Below are 17393 nucleotides of genomic sequence, written 5' to 3' on the forward strand. Positions count from 1 at the left end.
AGGGGAACTCACCGCCCCCGAAACTCCGCCTTCCGCTTCTGGAGGAACGCCATGCCGCCTTCCATCGAATCCGCGGTCCCGCGCATCTCCCGCTGCACCTCGGCTTCGCGCTGCAGCGCTTCCGCGTAGGAACCGTCCAGCGCCGCGTGCAGGTTGCGCCGTATCCCGCCGAGCGCCCGCGTCGGCCCGGCGGCGAGGCGCTTCGCCAGCGCCAGCGCCTCGGCGTCGAGCGCGTCGTCGGCCACGACCTTGTGCACCATGCCCCAGTCCAGCGCTTTCTCCGCCGGCACGCGTTCGCCCAGCATCATCATTTCCGCCGCGCGGGCGCGGCCGATCAGGCGCGGCAGCATCCAGCTCGCGCCGCCGTCCGGCACCAGGCCGATATTGACGAACGCCTGGAGGAAATAGGCCGTCTCGCTCGCGACCACGAAGTCCGCCGCCAGAGCAAGGGAGCAGCCGATCCCCGCCGCCGCGCCGCGCACGGAGCTCACCACCGGCACGCCGAGCTCGGCCAGCGCGAGCATGGCCGGGCTGTAATGCTCGGTCAGCGCCTTGTACGTCGCCTCGCCCGGGTCAACGCCCGGAGCGAGCGCCCCGCCCATCAGGTCCGCGCCGGAGCAGAACGCCCTCCCCTCGCCCGCGATCAGTACCGCGCGGACACCCTCCAGCGCACCGATCGCCGCGCGGATTTCGTCGAACATCGCCGGCGGCGCGGCGTTCAGCCGCTCGGGGCGGTTCAGCGTGACGACGAGCAGGTCACCGTCGCGGTGGGTGCGGATAGTCTCAAAAGTCGACATTGTCCCTCCCTATCAACCCCTCTCCCATAGGGAGAGGGCGACTCGCGGCAAAGCCGCGAGCGGGGTGAGGGGACCGGACTTATCCGGAAATGCGCTACCCCCTCACCCGGTCAGCGCTCGCGCGCTGACTCGACCTCTCCTTTTGGGAGAGGTGGTCAGTGCTCCCCGCCCTTCGGCGTTTCCATGATCTCGGTCAGCACGCCGCCCATGTCCTTCGGGTGCACGAAGAAGATCGGCGTGCCGTGCGCCCCGATCCTGGGCTCGCCGAGCACCTTGCAGCCCTTGCCCTCGAACCAGGCCTTGGCTTCGTGGATGTCCGGCACTTCGTAGCAGACATGATGCTGCCCGCCCGCCGGGTTCTTGGCGAGGAAGCCGTGGATCGGCGAATTTTCGCCCAAAGGCTCGATCAGCTCGATCTGGCTGTTCGGCGTGTCCACGAAGCACACTTTCACACCTTGCGCCGGCAGGTCGAAGGGCTCCCGGATCACCTCCGCCCCCATCACGTCGCGATAGAAGGCGATGGAGTTTTCAATCGACGGGGTGGCGACCCCGACATGATTCAGACGGCCGAGTTCCATTTCAAATCTCCGCGGGCGAACTTGCAGCACGCAGCTCTTTTAGCCGGCCGGCTGCCTCTTGACGCACGCTGTCGGACAGCCGCGTGTCGGACGCGATCGCTTCCAACTTGGCAATCACTTGATCACCCGTCGGAGCCTTCCGCTTCTTCCATATTGCCATCATCCACGTGAGGAACGGCAGCGCTATCAGGAAAGCTGGCAAGGCACCGAGCCTGATGCCATTTGCTTCGGCGAGGATTTTTGCTTCTGCCCAAATGATCGCCCACAGAGCAAACACGAGCAGAAGATAAACCCAGGTCTTTAGCAACCTCATATTGCCCCTCCCCCTAGAGAGGGATGTTGTCATGCTTCTTCCAAGGATTCTCAAGCTGCTTGTTCCTGAGCTTCCGTAGCCCGAGCGCAATCCGCCGCCGCGTCGAATGCGGCATGATCACTTCGTCGATGAAGCCCTTGCTGGCCGCCACGAAGGGGTTGGCGAAGCGCGCTTCGTACTCGCGGGTGCGTTCGGCGATTTCGTCCGGCGTCTTGCCACGGAAGATGATCTCGACCGCGCCTTTCGCGCCCATCACGGCGATTTCGGCGGTGGGCCAGGCGTAATTGAGGTCGCCGCGCAAATGCTTGCTCGCCATGACGTCGTAGGCGCCGCCATAGGCTTTTCGCGTGATCACGGTGATCTTGGGCACGGTCGCCTCGGCATAGGCGAACAGCAATTTCGCGCCGTGCTTGATGATGCCGTTATGCTCCTGCGCGACGCCGGGGAGGAAGCCGGGTACGTCCACGAACGTCACGATCGGGATGTCGAATGCGTCGCAGAAGCGGACGAAGCGGCCAGCCTTTTTCGATGAGTTGATGTCGAGGACGCCGGCCAGCACCATCGGCTGGTTGGCGACGATGCCGACGGTGCGCCCCTCGATCCGTCCAAAGCCGATGATGATGTTGCCCGCATGCGCCGGCTGCAGCTCGAAGAAATCGCCTTCGTCGACCACCTTCCGGATCAGCTCGTGCATGTCATAGGGCTGGTTGGCGCTGGCCGGGATCAGCGTGTCGAGGCTGTCGTCGGTGCGGTCCCAGGGATCGGTGGTCGGCCGCTCAGGCACTTCCTCGCGGTTGGAGAGCGGCAGGAAATCGATGAAGTCGCGCGCGGCGAGCAGCGCGTCGATGTCGCTCTCGAACGCGACGTCGGCCACGCCCGACTTGGTGGTGTGGGTGATCGCGCCGCCCAGCTCTTCCTGCGTGACGACCTCGTTGGTGACGGTCTTCACCACGTCCGGGCCGGTCACGAACATGTAGGACGAGTCCTTCACCATGAAGATGAAGTCCGTCATCGCCGGCGAATAGACCGCGCCGCCCGCGCACGGGCCCATGATCAGGCTGAGCTGCGGCACCACGCCCGACGCCAGCACGTTGCGCTGGAACACCTCGGCATAGCCGCCGAGGCTCGCGACACCTTCCTGGATGCGGGCGCCGCCCGAATCGTTCAGGCCGATCACCGGCGCGCCGACCTTCAGCGCCATGTCCATGATCTTGCAGATTTTCTGCGCGTGCCGTTCCGACAGCGAGCCGCCGAAGACGGTGAAGTCCTGGCTGAACACGAAGACCAGCCGGCCGTTGATCGTGCCCGATCCGGTGACGACGCCGTCGCCGGGGATGCGCTGCTCCTCCATGCCAAAATCGACGCAATTGTGCTCGACATACATGTCGAGCTCCTCGAACGAGCCCTGGTCGAGCAGCACCTCGATCCGCTCGCGCGCGGTGAGCTTGCCCTTGGCGTGCTGCGCATCGATGCGCTTCTGCCCGCCGCCAGTCTTCGCGGCGGCGCGGCGCCGTTCCAGTTCCTCGAGGATCGTCTGCATGGCGCCGCGTCATTCCAAGCTTTGGCGCGGAAGGCAAATGGGATGTGTGCCGCCAATCCTAGGAGACCTTCACAATGCCCCGCTCGATCAGGCTGCGCGCCGTCTCGACGATCGTCTCCTCCACCGGCCGCGGTTCCCAGCCGAGCCGGTCCTTCGCGTGGACCGACGAGCTGATCTTCACCCGCCCCAGCTCGCTCGCGACCTGGCCGAGCTCGGGGATGAACCGTCCGACGATGCGGACCAGGAAATCGGGCATGCGCCGCGTCGGGACCTTCCGTGCCTCCGGCCCGAGCCGCTCGCGCAGGATATGCGCGATATCGATCAGCTTCAGGAACGGGCCCGAGGCGATGAAGCGCTCGCCCGCGACATGGTCGGCGGTCAGGCAGCGGACATGGAGGTCGGCGACGTCGCGCACGTCGACGATGCCGAAGCCCAGGTCAGGCACGCCCGGCATCGCGCCTTCGAGCAGCTTCTTCACCGCCTCGATCGAGGGCGAGAAGTCGCGGCCGAGCACGGGGCCCAGCACCGCCGCCGGATTGACGGTCACGAACTCGATCCCGCCCCCTTTCGCCGCCACCCATTGCCGCGCCGCGCGCTCGGCAATGGTCTTGGATTTGGGGTAGGCATAGGTGCGCGGATCATCGAGGTTCGACCAGTCGGCCTCGCTGAACTCGGTCCGGTCTTTCGAATGGCCGTAGGCGATCGCGGCGACCGACGAGGTCATCACGAAGCGGTTCACCCCCGCCCCTTTGGCAAAGCGCAGCGCGCGGAGCGCCCCTTCCCGCGCCGGCACGATCAGCTCGTCCTCGTGGCGCGGCGCGCCGGGCGGGATCGGCGACGCGATATGGGCGACATGGCTGCAGCCTTCCATCGCGTCCGCCCAGCCGGGATCGCTGGTCAGGTCGGCGGCGAAGAAACGGAGCCGGGCATTGTCGACGCCGAGCCACTCGCGGACCTCAGCCTCGCGCGCTAGCGAGCGGATCGTGGTGTTCACCTCCCAGCCCGCCTCGACCAGCTGCCGGATCGCGAAGCCCGCGATATAGCCGCTGCCGCCCGTCACCAGCACCCGCGCCATGTCCGCCTCCCCGGCGTTTAGGTTTCGATTTGCAACTTACTGGCTGCTTGCGGCGGCGTCAAGGCGTCACCGGCTTGCATCGGCCTTCGCTGGGACTAAGGATTGGGCAAGGGGAGTGCTGCATGAGCGACAAGAACCTGTATCCGGTGCCGCAGGAATGGGCAAAGCGGGCCCGGGTGAACGCCGAGAAGTACGCGCAGCTCTACGGCCGCGCGCTCGCCGATCCAGGCAGCTTCTGGCTGGAGCAGGCGCGGCGGCTGGACTGGATCAAGCGCCCGGAAATCGCCGGAGACTGGTCGTTTCGCGAGGAAGATTTCCGGATCAGCTGGTTCCCCGACGGCAAGCTGAACGCAGCCGCCAACTGCATCGACCGGCATTTGAAGACACGGCCGGACCAGGTCGCGATCCTGTGGGAGCCGGACGATCCCGCGGAGGAAGCGCGCCGCTTCACCTATCGCGAGCTGCACGCGGAGGTCTGCCGCTTCGCCAATGTGCTGAAGGGCCAGGGAGTCCAGAAAGGCGACCGCGTCACCATCTACCTGCCGATGATCCCGGAAGCGGCGTTCGCGATCCTTGCCTGCGCGCGGATCGGCGCGATCCATTCGGTCGTGTTCGGCGGCTTCTCGCCCGAGGCGCTGGCCGGGCGCATCCAGGATTGCGATTCGAAGATCGTCGTCACGGCCGACGAAGGCCGCCGCGGCGGCAAGCGCGTGCCGCTGAAGGCCAATGTCGACGCCGCCGCCGTCCACACGCCGAGCCTGGAGAAAGTCGTGGTCGTCCGCGCGACCGGCGGCGACGTCGCGATGACAGCGGGGCGAGACGCCTGGTATCACGACCTCGCCCGCGACGCGGACGGCGACTGCCCGTGCGAGCCGATGGGCGCCGAGGATCCGCTGTTCATCCTCTACACCTCCGGCTCGACCGGCAAGCCCAAAGGCGTGCTGCACACGACCGGCGGCTATCTGGTTTGGGTCGCGCTGACCCATGAGCTGACGTTCGACTATCAGCCGGGCTCGATCTACTGGTGCGCGGCCGATATCGGCTGGGTCACCGGCCACAGCTATATCCTCTACGGTCCCCTCGCGAACGGCGCGACGACGATGATGTACGAAGGCGTGCCGAACTGGCCGACGCCCAGCCGCATCTGGGAAGTGGTCGACAAGCACGGGGTCGAGATCGTCTATACCGCACCGACCGCGCTGCGCGCGCTGATGCGCGAGGGCGACGATTGGGTGAAGCGCACCAGCCGCGGTTCGTTGAAGCTGCTCGGCACGGTCGGCGAGCCGATCAACCCCGAGGCGTGGCGCTGGTATCACGAGGTGGTCGGAGAGGGCCGCTGCCCGATCATCGACACCTGGTGGCAGACGGAGACCGGCGGCACGATGATCGCGCCGCTGCCCGGCGCCACCGACCTGAAGCCCGGCTCCGCGACCAAGCCGATGCCGGGCATCGACCCGCAGATCGTCGATGGCGACGGCAATGTGCTGCAGGGCGCGGCCGAGGGCAATCTCGTCATCGCGAAAAGCTGGCCGGGGCAGATGCGCACCGTCTGGGGCGATCACGGCCGCTTCTTCCAGACCTATTTCTCGACCTATCCAGGCAAATATTTCACCGGCGACGGAGCGCGGCGGGACGAGGACGGCTATTACTGGATCACCGGCCGCGTCGACGACGTGCTGAACGTGTCCGGGCACCGGATGGGCACGGCGGAGATCGAAAGCGCGCTGGTCCTGCACCCCAAGGTCGCGGAAGCGGCGGTGGTCGGCATGCCGCATGAGATCAAGGGCCAGGGCATCTATGCCTATGTGACGCTGAACGCCGGCGAGGAGCCGGGCGACGATCTGCGCGGCGCGCTCGGCAAATGGGTGCGGACCGAAATCGGCCCGATCGCCACGCCTGACGCGATCCAGTTCGCGCCCGGCCTGCCCAAGACGCGCAGCGGCAAGATCATGCGCCGCATCCTCCGCAAGATCGCCGAGGGCGACGTGTCGAACCTGGGCGACATCTCGACCCTGGCCGACCCCGCCGTGGTCGACGACCTGGTCGCCAACCGGGTGTCGTGATCGACGGCGCCGGCACGGCCCAGCGGGTGCTCCGCATCGCCCTGGTGGTCGCGCTGGCGCTGATCGGGCTATGGGTAGCGCTGCCGTTCGTGCCGGCCCTGCTCTGGGCGATCGTGCTCGCGATCGCGGTCGCGCCCGTCTATGCGCGGGCGGAGGCGCGCTGGCCGGCGGGCAAGGCGGTGTGGCTGCCCCTGCTGTTCACCGCTGCGATCGGCCTGGCGGTGCTGGTCCCGCTCGCGCTCGGCATCGTCCGCGCGGCACGCGAGGCGCACGACCTGGCGCTGTGGCTCGCCTCCGCCCGCGCCTATGGCATCCCAGAGCCCGGCTGGGCCGCCGGCCTTCCCTTCCCGCACAAGGCGCTCGACGACTGGTGGGCAAGCAATCTCGGCAGCGCCGAGGCCGCCCGGCGCCAGCTCGGCCACTTGACCGATCCCGACGTGATCGCCCGCTCCCGCATCATCGGCACCCACCTTGTGCGCAAGGCCGTGGTGTTCGCCTTCACGCTGCTCGCCTTCTTCTTCATGCTGCGCCATCAGGACGGCATCGCCGCGCAGGCCAGGCGCGCCGGCGACCGGCTGTTCGGGCCGGCGGGCGAGCGCATCGGCGAGCAGATGATCCGCTCCGTCCGCGGCACGATCGACGGGCTGGTGCTGGTCGGTATCGGCGAAGGCGCGCTGATGGCGGTCGCCTATATCGCTGCCGGGGTGCCCCATCCCGTCCTGATGGGCGCGCTGACCGCCGTTGCGGCGATGATCCCCTTTGCCGTGGTGCTGGTGATCGGCGGCGTCGCGCTGGTGCTGCTGGGTCAGGGCGCGGTCGGCGCCGCGATCGCCATAGTGGTGATCGGCGTCGTCGTGGTTTTCATCGCCGATCATTTCGTCCGGCCGGTGCTGATCGGCGGCGCGACTCGCCTGCCCTTCCTGTGGGTGCTGATCGGCATCCTGGGCGGCGTCGAGGCATTCGGCCTGCTGGGCTTGTTCATCGGCCCGGCGGTGATGGCCGCGCTGATCCTGCTGTGGCGCGAGCTGGTCGCCGCGCCGGAAGCCGATCCCCCTGTCCCGTATCGGGACTCGCCCGGCCGAATTCACTAGAGCCGCGATTGCTACAGGCGTAGTCTTTTGTCGCGAGCGGTGGGGCCGCTCGCTCTGAAGGGGGACTGCCATGACCAAGGGTGCTTTACTGAAAGCGGTCACTTTGTCTTCGGCGATGACGCTGTCGGCTGCCACCAGCGCGGCGACGCTGTACGATCAGCCATATGACGGCTCGGGCGCTCTGATCGCGAGCCAGAACGATACCGGCGGCGGCAACGGCAACTTCGCCACCGTCTATGACAATTTCACGCTCGGCGGCGCCAGCACGGTGACCGGCGTCAGCTTCACGGGCGGCTATTTCAACCCGCCGACGGTCGGAAACATCACGTCCTTTACGCTCAATTTCTACGCCGACAATGCCGGCCAGCCCGGCAGCTCGCTGGCGACTGCTTCCATTCCCGGTAATGGCGGCGAAAGCTGCGTTTCGACGATCTGCACCTACAGCGTCGCGGTCAACTTCGCGGCCGCGGCGGGGACGCAATATTGGCTGTCGATCGTTCCCGACGTCGCCTTTCCGCCGCAATGGGGCTGGGCGACCGGAAGCAATGGCGACGGCGTCGCTTACCAGGACTTCTTCGGCAGCCGTTCGCGCCTGACCGCGGACCTGGCCTTCACCCTGACCGGCAATGCCGCGGTTCCGGAACCGGCGACCTGGGCACTGATGCTGGGCGGCTTCGGCCTCGCCGGCGCGGCGCTGCGCCGCCGCCGGACCCTCAGCTTCGCCTGACCGCCCACGGCGCCGCCGGTCCGCACGGCGGCGCCGTCACCGGCTCGCGACCTGCCGCGTATCGAGGCCGTCGCGGCCATAGGCGTCGTCCAGGTAAAGGACGCGGCCGTCGCTCGCCTGCGCGGTCAAATAGGTCAGATAGACCGGCACTGGATGCGGAAGCGGCACGTTCTGCTCGGGCGCGTCGCTCTCGGCTATCAGCGGCTTGCCGAACAACCAGGCGCCAAGGCGCTCGGCGTCTTCCAGCCGGACGCAGCCGGAGCTGAAATAGCGCGGGTTTTTCGTGAACAGCACCCGCTCCGGCGTGTCGTGCAGATAGATGCCCAGATCGTTGGGGAACATGAACTTGACCTTCCCCATCGCGTTAGAGGGGCCGGGCAGCTGGCGCACGCGCAGCTGCTCCGCGCCCGAGGCGACGGCCTTCCAGTCGATCGCGGACGGATCGAGAAGCTGCGGCCGCGCGCTCCAGTCGGACAGCGCCTCAAAGCCCAGCCGGTGCATCGACGCACCGGTCAGCGCGCCGGATTCCGCCTTGCGCTGCACCAGGTCGGGCGGGACATTCCAATAGGGGTTCAGGATGGCATAGCGCACCATGCCCGCCAGCAGCGGCGTCTGCTCGCTCGGCTTGCCGACGACCACCTTCATCCGGCCCGCTTCCATCCCGTCGTCATAATAGACGAGTTGCTGGGCCGCGGTATTGACGGTGATGTGCCGCACCTCGGGCCCGGGAAGCACCCGCGCCCGGTCGAGGTTGAGCGCCAGGATGCGGTCATAGGCGGCGGGGCTGCGGTTCAGCGCCGCCACGGTGGCGGCTCCCGCGACGCCGTCCGGCTTCAGCCCATGCGCCGCCTGGAACGCGGCGACCTCGGCGCCGAGCGGCTTGTCGAACCGGTCGCCGGGCGGCAGGCCGAGACGGTCGCGGAGCAGGCGCACGCGCTCGCCTCTCGCGCCCTGCTTGATCAGCGCCCCTGCGGGGATATCGACCGGGGGCAGCCGGTCCCAGCGCGCGCGTCGATCGGCCAGCGCGCCGCGCAGGCTTGCATAGGTTGGGTCCATCCAGCCCATCTGCGCCACATAGGCGCCGATATCCTTGGCCAGGTTGGCGCCGCGCAGCGCCTCCGCCTCGCTCAGTTTTTTCGGGACGAGCTCTTCGTCGAGATAGCGGATCTTGGCGTTCGGCGCCCGGCGCACGTCGCGCACATATCGCGCGAAGGCCTGCGACAGCGCCAGCTCCGCCTTCGCCAGATCGTCGGCGGTCCCGCCGCGCGCGCGCTCGACCGCGGCGCGGACTTCCCGCACGTCATAGTCGCGCGGCTCCAGCCCATCGAGATCGGCGGTTTCCAGATAGCCGATCAGCGTGTCGGCGGCCGGCGAGAGCGCGCCGTCCCTGACCCAAAGCGGCCAGAAGCCGCGCGCGGCGTACACCGCCTTCAGCTTGCCGCCAGCATCGGCCTTGATCGCAAGCGCGACCGCGTCGGGCGCCGGCTGGGCCGACACGGCGACGGGCGTGGCGCCCAGCATCAGTGCGGCCAGGAATGCGCCGCAAACCCTGTTCTGCAACGTATCGGTACTCCGCCTTTTCGCAGGGCAAGCGAGCGTCGCCCCTTCGCGAAGGGAACAACGCTCGCTCAACGGTTTAGATGCCGCGTTCTCCCGAAGGCGCGGGCGGCGGCGGAGCCGGCGGCGGCGGGCATGGCGGCGCCTGGAACGCCACGTACATGCCGTCCCTGGTGTAATAGCCATCGACGATGCCGTCTCCGTCGCGATCCGCGGCGGTGGTGCCCAGAATTGCGCCCGGCCCGACCGGCGGCGCCGGCGCCACCGCGACCTCGTCGTGATTGGCGCAGGCAGTCAGGCCGCCGCCGGCAGCGGCGAGCAGCAGAGCTATGCTTATGACCCTCATTCTTTGTCTCCCGGAACAGCGGCGCCGCAACGACGGCGGCGGTCCGCATTGGGCGAACGTCACGGCCGCGATCTCGTTCCTTGGGAGTAACGGCGGGCCGTGCATCGCCGGCGCCAGTCCGCGGATCGATCGCGCGACGCCGGGGTGCGCTTGAGGCTGGAGATCGGAACCAAAGCCTGCCAAGGAAGCCAGCCGACACGAGTTTCCCGACGAACGATGGCGAAGACACCCCTCCACCCGATGCTGCAGCAGGCGGTGCAGCTCTCCGTCGCCGGCCGCAATGCCGAGGCAGTGCTGATCGTCACCCAAATGGCGGCGCAGAATCACCCGCAGGCAATGGCGATGCTGGCGGAAATGAAATGGCGCGGCGGCCTGGTCCCGCAGGATCCTCCGGCCGCTCGCGAGCTCTACCGGCGCGCGGCGGCGCTCGGCCACAAGCAATCGGGCGAGATCACGACCAACCTTCTGGCGAACGGCGTCGCCGGGCCGCGCGACTGGCAAGGGGCGCTGGCCCGGCTCCGGTCAGAGGCGCGAGGCGATGCCAGGCGCAAGCTGGCGCTCGCGCTGATCGAGAAGATGGCGCTGACCGACGCGGGCGATCCCGCCCGCCTGCCCCCCGCCGAGACGCTCAGCGAACGGCCGGACGTACGGCGGATCGAGCGGCTCTTCACCGCCGCCGAGTGCGACTATCTGCGCCAGCTCGCCGAGCCGGACTATATGCCGTCGGTGGTTAACGACGCGATGGGCCGGGAGGTGCGCGACCCGATCCGCACGTCCGACGGGGCGACGATCCACTGGATGATCGAGGACCCTGCCGTCCACGCGCTCAACCGCCGGCTGGCGGCCGCCAGCGGCACGACCTATGAACAGGGCGAGGCGACGCTGATCCTGCGCTACAGGCCCGGGCAGGAATATAAGCCGCATTTCGACTTCGTCCGCTCCGGCCACAACCAGCGGTTCAAGACCGTGCTCGTCTATCTGAACCACGACTATAAGGGCGGGGAGACGGCCTTCCCGGAGATCGGCCTCAGCGTGAAAGGCCGCAAGGGCGACGCGCTGCTCTTCACCAGCGCACTGCCCGACCGCACCGTCGATCCGCTGTCCAAGCACGCCGGCATGCCGGTCGGCGGCGGCGTGAAATATCTCTGCACGAAATGGATCAGGGAAACGCGCTGGATCGCCTAGATTGGTTAGAGCCAATCGTCTGGCACCATCGCCTGATGCAGGACTCGCAGTATCGTGATGGTCTGCCCGTCGAAATCATAGAACAGGTGATGACTCCCCACGCTCAGGTAACGCACCGGCGGGCGAATGCCGGGATAGAGGGGACCGGACTACGGACAGTCGAACAACCGGTCGAGCGCGCGCTCGATGCGATTCACATAGTCATCGGCAACCGATGGACCGAACTCCTCAATGCTGTAATGGTCGATCGCGCGGAGATCCTCTCGCGCGTCTGGTAGAATGGTCAGCTGAGTCATGCGGCGACAGATCGGGCAGCCCGAAGTTCAGCAAAGAACTCCTTGTAGTCCTGCCCCACTCCGGACGCTCTGCCTTTGTCGATTTCCGCCTGCCCAGGCGAGTCGAGCCGCACGGTCTTCGTCGGCTCGTAGTATCTCCCGGATATAATCGCTGGCGCTGCTGTAGCGGCCGGTGGCGACCTGGTCGTCGACCCATTTCTTCAGACCGTCGGGCAGCGAGACGTTGATCTGGGCCATGGCAGAGCTCCTACAATTTCGCGCAATATGGCACGCTATCGCAGCAGCACCAATTCCTCGGCCATGCTGGGATGGAGGGCGACGGTGTCGTCGAACGCCTTCTTGTCGAGGCCGGCCTTGACCGCGACCGCCGCGGCCTGGAGGATCTCGGGCGCGTCGGGGCCGATCATGTGCAGCCCGAGGATGCGGTCCGTCTCCGCCTCGCACACCATCTTGTAGAGCGCGCGCTCGCCGCGGTTGGCGAGGACGTTCTTCATCGGCCGGAAATCCGACGAATAGACGCGCACCGCGCCGTATTTCTGCCGCGCCTGGCTCTCGGTCAGGCCGACGCCGGCGAGCGGCGGATGGCTGAACACGGCCGAGGGGATGCAGTGATAGTCGACCCGCCACGGCTTGTTGCCGAACACCGTGTCGGCAAAGGCCTGGCCCTCGCGGATCGCGACCGGCGTCAGCTGCACGCGGTTGGTGACGTCGCCGACCGCATAGATGCTGTCGACGCTCGATCGGCTGTCGTCGTCGACGACCACCGCGCCCTTGGCGTCCAGCGACACGCCCGCTTCCTCCAGGCCCAGCCCCTTGGTGTGCGGCGCGCGGCCGATGGCGAACAGCACCAGGTCCACCTCGAGCGGCTCGCAGCTGTCGAAGCTGACGCGCAGCCCATCCCCGCTCTTCTCGATCCGTTCGAAGCGGGAGTTGAACTGGAACCTGATTCCCTTGGTCATCGAGATCTGCAGCAGCCGGTCGCGCACGCTCTCGTCATAGCCGCGCAGGATCACGTCGGTGCGGTTGACCAGGGTGACGTCGGAGCCGAGCTGGTGGAAAATCCCGGCGAACTCGTTCGCGATATAGCCGCCGCCCGCGATCAGCACCCGCCGCGGCAGGTTTTCCAGGTGAAACACCTCGTTGGAGGTGATGCCGTGCTCGGCGCCGGGAACGTCCGGCACGACCGGCCAGGCGCCGGTCGCGATCAGGATGATGCGAGCGCTGACCTCGCGGCCGCCGGCGAGCCTGACCGCATGCGGCCCGGCCACGGTCGCGCGCTCCAGCACGATCTCGACATTGTTGCTGTTCAGTGTCGTCGTATAGGCCTGGTTCAGCCGCTCCACTTCGGCGAGCACGTTGTCGCGCAGCGTCGGCCAGTCGAACGCGCATTGCGGCACGTCCCAGCCGAAGCGGCGCGCATCGGCCAGGTCCTCCGCGAAATGCGCGCCATAAACGAGCAATTTCTTCGGCACGCAGCCGCGGATCACGCAGGTGCCGCCGACCTTGTGCTCTTCCGCCAGCGCGACCCGGGCGCCGTGCGCGGCGGCCACGCGCGCCGCCCGCACGCCGCCCGATCCGCCGCCGATCACGAACAGGTCATAGTCGAAATCTGCCATGTCTCGTCCTTTACCGCCGGGGTTCCAGCCACACCGCCTTGTGCGGGAAATCGGTCACGATGCGAAAGCGGCGGAGCAGCTTGACGCCCACATTGGCGTCGGCCGCGTTCGGCTGCTCGTCGATCGCGGCGCGCACGTTGCGGAACGTGACGCCGGCGATGCGCACCTGCTTCAGCGTCACCACCCGCCGCTTCACCGCGCCGCCGATCCCGCCGCCTTCCTGATGCGCATGCTCGCGGTCGAGCAGGCCGGCGCGCGCAGCATAGGCTTTGCCGATCAGCATGTCTGAGCCGTTGCCGAGGTCGAATTCCGCGCGGATCGGCGCCTTGCCTTCGATCGAGACCGGCACCGTCTCGTTGCCGTGGAAGGTGCGCAGCGTCAGCCGCACGCCCTTCGGTTTCGCGCTTGCCGGCAGCGTGCGGATCGTCCCGCGTTCGATGTCGATCGCGAGCCGGCGCGCGTCGAACAGCTCGCGGCCGACGATGGCGTCCAGCCTGTGGCCGAACAGGCGCGCGCCGACATCGTCCAGGTCCATCACCGCTGCCGTCACGTCCGGCAGCGTCACGCCAAGCGTCTCGACGCGGACACCTTCGACGAGTTGCGCCTTCGCCTTGCCGGCGCCGGAGCCGCGCGCGGTTACCGTCTCGCCTTCGCCAACCCCGGCCCGCGCCGCGAATTCATCGTCGAGGACCGTCACTTCCGCGGCCGAATCGAGCACGGCCTCGGTCTCGACGCCGTTGATCCGCGCCGGAATGAAAAGCCGGTCGCCGCGCACCGTCAGCGCCGCGGCAAGCGCAAGCGACACGATCATGCGAATGCCCGCGCGATCAGCGCCCGTGTCGAGGGATCGAAGCCTTCGGTGCCTTCCTGCTCGATCGACTTGGCGATCTGCTTGCCCAGTTCCACCCCGAATTGATCGAACGGGTTGATGCCCAGCAGCACGGCATTCGCGAACGTGCGGTGCTCGTAGAACGCGATCAGCGCGCCCAGGCTCGCGGGATCGACGCTGTCGAGCAGGATGGTCGAGGAGGGCCGGTCGCCCGGATAGGCGCGCTGCGGATCGTCGCTGGCCTTGCCTGCCATCAGCGCCGCCCCTTGCGCGAAGCAATTGGTCAGCAGCGCCTGGTGGTGCGCCTCGTCCTGATGGTCGCCGGCTTCGACCGCGGCGACGAACTCGACGGGCACCAGCCGCGTGCCCTGGTGGAGCAGCTGGAACACGGCGTGCTGCGCGTCGGTGCCGACGCCGCCCCAGGTGATCGGCGCGGTCGGCCAGGCGATGGCCTCGCCCGACGGCGCCACCCGCTTGCCGTTCGACTCCATCTCCAGCTGCTGGAGATAGGAGGGCAGCAGCCGCAGCCGCTCGTCATAGGCGAACACCGCCCGCGTCTCGCAGCCGCGCAGCTGCGTGTAATAGAGATCGGCGAAGGCGGCGAGCAGCGGGGCATTGCGCGCCGTCTCGGCGAAGCGGAAATGGCGGTCCATCTCCGCCGCGCCTTCGAGCAGGCTTTCGAACGCGTCCCAGCCGAGCGCGAGCGCGACCGGAAAGCCGATAGAGGACCAGAGGGAATAACGGCCGCCGACGCTCTCGGCGAAGGGCAGGATGCGCGTTTCGTCGACGCCCCATTCCATCGCCTTGTCGGGCGACGCGGTCAGCGCGACGACGCGGCCATAAGGGTCCTCGACCCCGGCTTCCGCCATCCAGGCGAGCGCGCTGGCAGCGTTCAACATCGTCTCGCTGGTGGTGAAGGTCTTCGATGCGATCACCAGCAGGGTCGCGTTCGGGTCGAAGCGACGGGTCGCTTCCTCCAGCGCCGTGCCGTCGACGTTCGAGACGACGGCCACGTCATAGCGCCCGGCATCGCGGCCGAGCGCGTCGATCAGCAGGTCCGGCCCCAGTGCAGAGCCGCCGATGCCGATGTGCAGCACGTGCCGGACGTCGCCCAGCGCGCCGGCCTCGATCGCGTCGATCAGCGCGCGCATGCGGTTGTGCAGCGCCCGCGCCCGGGCGACGCTCTCCGGCGCGCCTTCGCCGCGCTCGGCGGTGTGCTCCGCGGCGCGGCCTTCGCTGGTGTTGACGGTCTTGCCGCCGAACAGCGCATCGCGCGCGGCCGGCAATCCGCGCGCCTCCGCCAGCTGCACGAATTGGTTCACCAGATCGCCGGTCAGGTGGGTCTTCGACCAGTCGAAATAGATACCGGCCGCCTCCAGCGTCAGCCGGTCGACGCGCTGCGGGTCCGACGCGAATAGCTGCGACAGCGTCTGCCGCTCGGGTTCGACGGGCCAGGTCATGAACAAATCTCCTCGCGCCGCGCTTCTAGAGGCGCGAACCGCTCATGCAAGGAGGTGCGGCATGGCCAAGGAGAATGATCCCGACATCATCGTCGGCCGCGACGAGACGGAGCTGCGGCCCGCAAAGCGTCCTGCCGACGCGAAACAGCGTGGGCATCCGCTGCCGGCAGCCGGCAATGCGCGCCACGGCACGATCCCGGAGCATGTCGAGAAGGAACGCGGCCACGGCGACAATTGAGCCGCGGCAGCCGCCCGTCCCTACCCCATGGCATGCGCGGTCACGTCGACCTCGCCTTCCGCCGCCAGCCGCTTGCTGGCGATCATGCGGCCGCCATTGGCGCCGGTCAGCACGAAGCCGTAGCTGCCGGGAGCGGGAATGCTGAGCGCGATCGCGCCTTCATTGTCCGTCACATAGCCGATATCGGCCATTTCCGCCGGGGCGGTGGTGATCGCCACCACCGCCCCGGCGACGGGCTTCCCGCTTCGATCGCGGAAAACGATCCTCGTCATCTCGCCTGGTCCGGGATGATGTTCAGGCGCCCTGGTTCTTCCAGTTCTGCATGTTGTTGAACACGGGCGTCACGATCCGCGTCGCCGAATTGCCGGAGCTGGCGCCGTTGGTGTGGATGCCGACGGCATAGCGCTGGCCGTTCTGCAGCACCCAGACCGGCGATCCGCTCTGGCCGCCGGCCGTGTCGATTTCATAGGTGATCACCCGCGACGAGAGCGACTTGGCCTTTTGCGCGTGGAACCATTGCTGCGATCCGCCCTTGTCGCCGGGATATCCGCTGAGGTTCAGCGCCGCGTTGCGCAGGAACGCGTCGTCGCGAACGGCGAAGCCGAAGGTGCCGGTCTGCGCTCCCGGCCGGTGATCGGGCGGCAGGATGATCGCGCCGTAGTCGTGGTCGCGATTCTTGCTCTGCGTCCAGCCGGTGACGCTCCGGAGCGCGGTGCCGGTATGGCTGCCGAACGGCCGGGTCGCGTCGTTGAGCCCGGGGATCACCTCGATCGACCGCGCCCAGCCGCCAGCGTCGTGCAGGAACACGCAGTGGCCGGCGGTGATGACGGTCCTCGGCCCGATCAGCCAGCCGGTGCCGATATAGCGGGCGCCGTTGGCTGCCAGGATGCGCAGCCCGCAGATCGCCCGCCACGGATAGATCGCGGTATTCTGAACGCGGACGCGGTTGTCCGGGCCGATCACCACCTCGGCCAGGGCGTTGTCCATCAGGTCCGGATAGCTTCCGAAGATCGCGTCGACCGGCGCGAATTCCTCGGCTGCGCCCATCGCGCTGCCGGGATCGCCCATCTCCCACGCGGTGTCGACGAGCATCGACTCGGACGCCGCGTTGGACGCCTCCGTATCGGGCTCCTTGATGTTCTGGTTGATGCCGCCGACGATCTCATATTCGGTTTCGGCGGGAAGCGGGGCGGTCCCGGCGGACGGATCGGGCAGGTCGATCGAGATCGGGCCGGGGTCGGAGGCTTCGGCTGGCTGCAGGGGGTCAAATCCCTGGCCTTTGAGGGTCCTGTTCATGGCGTTGTCCTTCCCAGTAAGGGTATGCGGACCGCGCGCAGCGACCGGATGATACGCGTGGCGCATACCCGTCGTTGAACAAACGGATTATGCCGGCTTCACGCAGACCCGGGACGCCTCTGATACCACAAGTCGCGGCTCGGATTCAGAGCAATTCGCCACGGAATAATCTGGATCAACACAATGGACGCGCCAGATCGCGTTTCGCCTCGCACCCGAAAAGGCTGGCGCGAAAATCCTGTCCTACATCGCGCCCGCCATGCTAGCCATGTTCCCGTTATGTTTCTTGCCTACGCCCTCTCATCGACTCAATCGATCAATCCGGCTGCATTGATCGACAGGATTTTTTCCGCGCGCCGAACCTTCCTAACCTTTCGCGCCTTTCG

At 67.6% G+C, this 17393-nt stretch carries 18 protein-coding genes and 1 pseudogene; 5 read left to right on the forward strand and 14 right to left on the reverse strand.

Features of this window, described 5'->3' with window-relative positions:
- Positions 1-8 precede the first annotated feature (8 nt).
- From GON01_RS10820 to GON01_RS10840, 5 genes are all read right to left on the reverse strand, one after another.
- Positions 9-797 (reverse strand): enoyl-CoA hydratase-related protein, encoded by a 789-nt coding sequence (locus GON01_RS10820; RefSeq protein WP_157027373.1) that lies wholly within the window; start codon positions 795-797, stop codon positions 9-11.
- Positions 798-952: 155 nt separating this feature from the next.
- A complete protein-coding gene (gene mce / locus GON01_RS10825; RefSeq protein ID WP_157027374.1) occupies positions 953-1375 on the reverse strand; it encodes a methylmalonyl-CoA epimerase in 423 nt (140 codons plus the stop codon).
- A gap of 1 nt (position 1376) precedes the next feature.
- A complete protein-coding gene (locus GON01_RS10830; RefSeq protein WP_157027375.1) occupies positions 1377-1688 on the reverse strand; it encodes a hypothetical protein in 312 nt (103 codons plus the stop codon).
- A gap of 13 nt (positions 1689-1701) precedes the next feature.
- Positions 1702-3228, reverse strand: a complete 1527-nt coding sequence (locus GON01_RS10835) for an acyl-CoA carboxylase subunit beta (RefSeq protein WP_157027376.1) — start codon at positions 3226-3228, stop codon at positions 1702-1704.
- A 58-nt stretch (positions 3229-3286) separates the two neighbouring features.
- Entirely contained in the window at positions 3287-4303 is a 1017-nt protein-coding gene (locus GON01_RS10840) for an NAD-dependent epimerase/dehydratase family protein (protein WP_157027377.1), read from the reverse strand.
- 122 nt (positions 4304-4425) lie between these two features.
- On the opposite strand from GON01_RS10840, the gene acs reads away from it, so the two are divergent.
- From acs to GON01_RS10855, 3 genes are all read left to right on the forward strand, one after another.
- Positions 4426-6366 carry an acetate--CoA ligase gene (acs, locus tag GON01_RS10845; protein WP_157027378.1) on the forward strand — a complete coding sequence of 647 codons (1941 nt, stop codon included), beginning with the start codon at positions 4426-4428 and terminating at the stop codon, positions 6364-6366.
- Entirely contained in the window at positions 6363-7457 is a 1095-nt protein-coding gene (locus tag GON01_RS10850) for an AI-2E family transporter (protein WP_309503478.1), read from the forward strand. The genes acs and GON01_RS10850 overlap by 4 nt, the downstream gene beginning before the upstream one ends.
- 70 nt (positions 7458-7527) lie before the next feature.
- Positions 7528-8184, forward strand: a complete 657-nt coding sequence (locus GON01_RS10855) for a PEPxxWA-CTERM sorting domain-containing protein (protein WP_157027379.1) — start codon at positions 7528-7530, stop codon at positions 8182-8184.
- A 36-nt stretch (positions 8185-8220) separates the two neighbouring features.
- Here the strand turns inward: GON01_RS10855 and GON01_RS10860 are convergent, their stop codons facing one another.
- Together GON01_RS10860 and GON01_RS10865 are read right to left on the reverse strand one after the other, a co-directional pair.
- Positions 8221-9744, reverse strand: a complete 1524-nt coding sequence (locus GON01_RS10860; RefSeq protein WP_232328780.1) for a L,D-transpeptidase family protein — start codon at positions 9742-9744, stop codon at positions 8221-8223.
- 76 nt (positions 9745-9820) lie between these two features.
- A complete protein-coding gene (locus GON01_RS10865) occupies positions 9821-10087 on the reverse strand; it encodes a hypothetical protein (RefSeq protein ID WP_157027380.1) in 267 nt (88 codons plus the stop codon).
- A 216-nt stretch (positions 10088-10303) separates the two neighbouring features.
- Here GON01_RS10865 and GON01_RS10870 point away from each other — a divergent pair, with 216 nt between their 5' ends.
- Positions 10304-11272: a 2OG-Fe(II) oxygenase gene (locus GON01_RS10870; protein WP_157027381.1), complete on the forward strand. Its 969-nt coding sequence runs from the start codon at positions 10304-10306 to the stop codon at positions 11270-11272.
- Positions 11273-11277: 5 nt separating this feature from the next.
- Here the strand turns inward: GON01_RS10870 and GON01_RS17000 are convergent.
- From GON01_RS17000 to pgi, 5 genes and pseudogenes are all read right to left on the reverse strand, one after another.
- Positions 11278-11568 (reverse strand): annotated as a pseudogene (locus tag GON01_RS17000) (type II toxin-antitoxin system RelE/ParE family toxin).
- 27 nt (positions 11569-11595) lie between these two features.
- Positions 11596-11805 carry a type II toxin-antitoxin system ParD family antitoxin gene (locus GON01_RS10885; protein ID WP_198159838.1) on the reverse strand — a complete coding sequence of 70 codons (210 nt, stop codon included), beginning with the start codon at positions 11803-11805 and terminating at the stop codon, positions 11596-11598.
- 35 nt (positions 11806-11840) lie between these two features.
- Positions 11841-13184, reverse strand: a complete 1344-nt coding sequence (gene gorA, locus GON01_RS10890) for a glutathione-disulfide reductase (protein ID WP_157027384.1) — start codon at positions 13182-13184, stop codon at positions 11841-11843.
- A 10-nt stretch (positions 13185-13194) separates the two neighbouring features.
- Entirely contained in the window at positions 13195-13989 is a 795-nt protein-coding gene (locus GON01_RS10895) for an aspartyl protease family protein (protein WP_198159839.1), read from the reverse strand.
- Between the two features lie 2 nt (positions 13990-13991).
- Positions 13992-15473, reverse strand: coding sequence for a glucose-6-phosphate isomerase (pgi, locus tag GON01_RS10900; RefSeq protein WP_157027386.1), 1482 nt, complete (start codon positions 15471-15473; stop codon positions 13992-13994).
- A gap of 61 nt (positions 15474-15534) precedes the next feature.
- Here pgi and GON01_RS10905 point away from each other — a divergent pair, with 61 nt between their 5' ends.
- Positions 15535-15711 carry a hypothetical protein gene (locus GON01_RS10905; RefSeq protein ID WP_157027387.1) on the forward strand — a complete coding sequence of 59 codons (177 nt, stop codon included), beginning with the start codon at positions 15535-15537 and terminating at the stop codon, positions 15709-15711.
- A gap of 20 nt (positions 15712-15731) precedes the next feature.
- Here GON01_RS10905 and GON01_RS10910 read toward each other — a convergent pair whose 3' ends face one another.
- Both GON01_RS10910 and GON01_RS10915 read right to left on the reverse strand, forming a co-directional pair.
- Positions 15732-15983, reverse strand: a complete 252-nt coding sequence (locus GON01_RS10910; RefSeq protein WP_157027388.1) for a hypothetical protein — start codon at positions 15981-15983, stop codon at positions 15732-15734.
- 22 nt (positions 15984-16005) lie between these two features.
- Positions 16006-17007, reverse strand: coding sequence for a trypsin-like serine peptidase (locus GON01_RS10915; RefSeq protein WP_198159840.1), 1002 nt, complete (start codon positions 17005-17007; stop codon positions 16006-16008).
- Positions 17008-17393: the final 386 nt, after the last annotated feature.

The organism is Sphingomonas horti (assembly GCF_009753715.1).
Classification (GTDB): Bacteria; Pseudomonadota; Alphaproteobacteria; order Sphingomonadales; family Sphingomonadaceae; genus Sphingomonas_B; species Sphingomonas_B horti.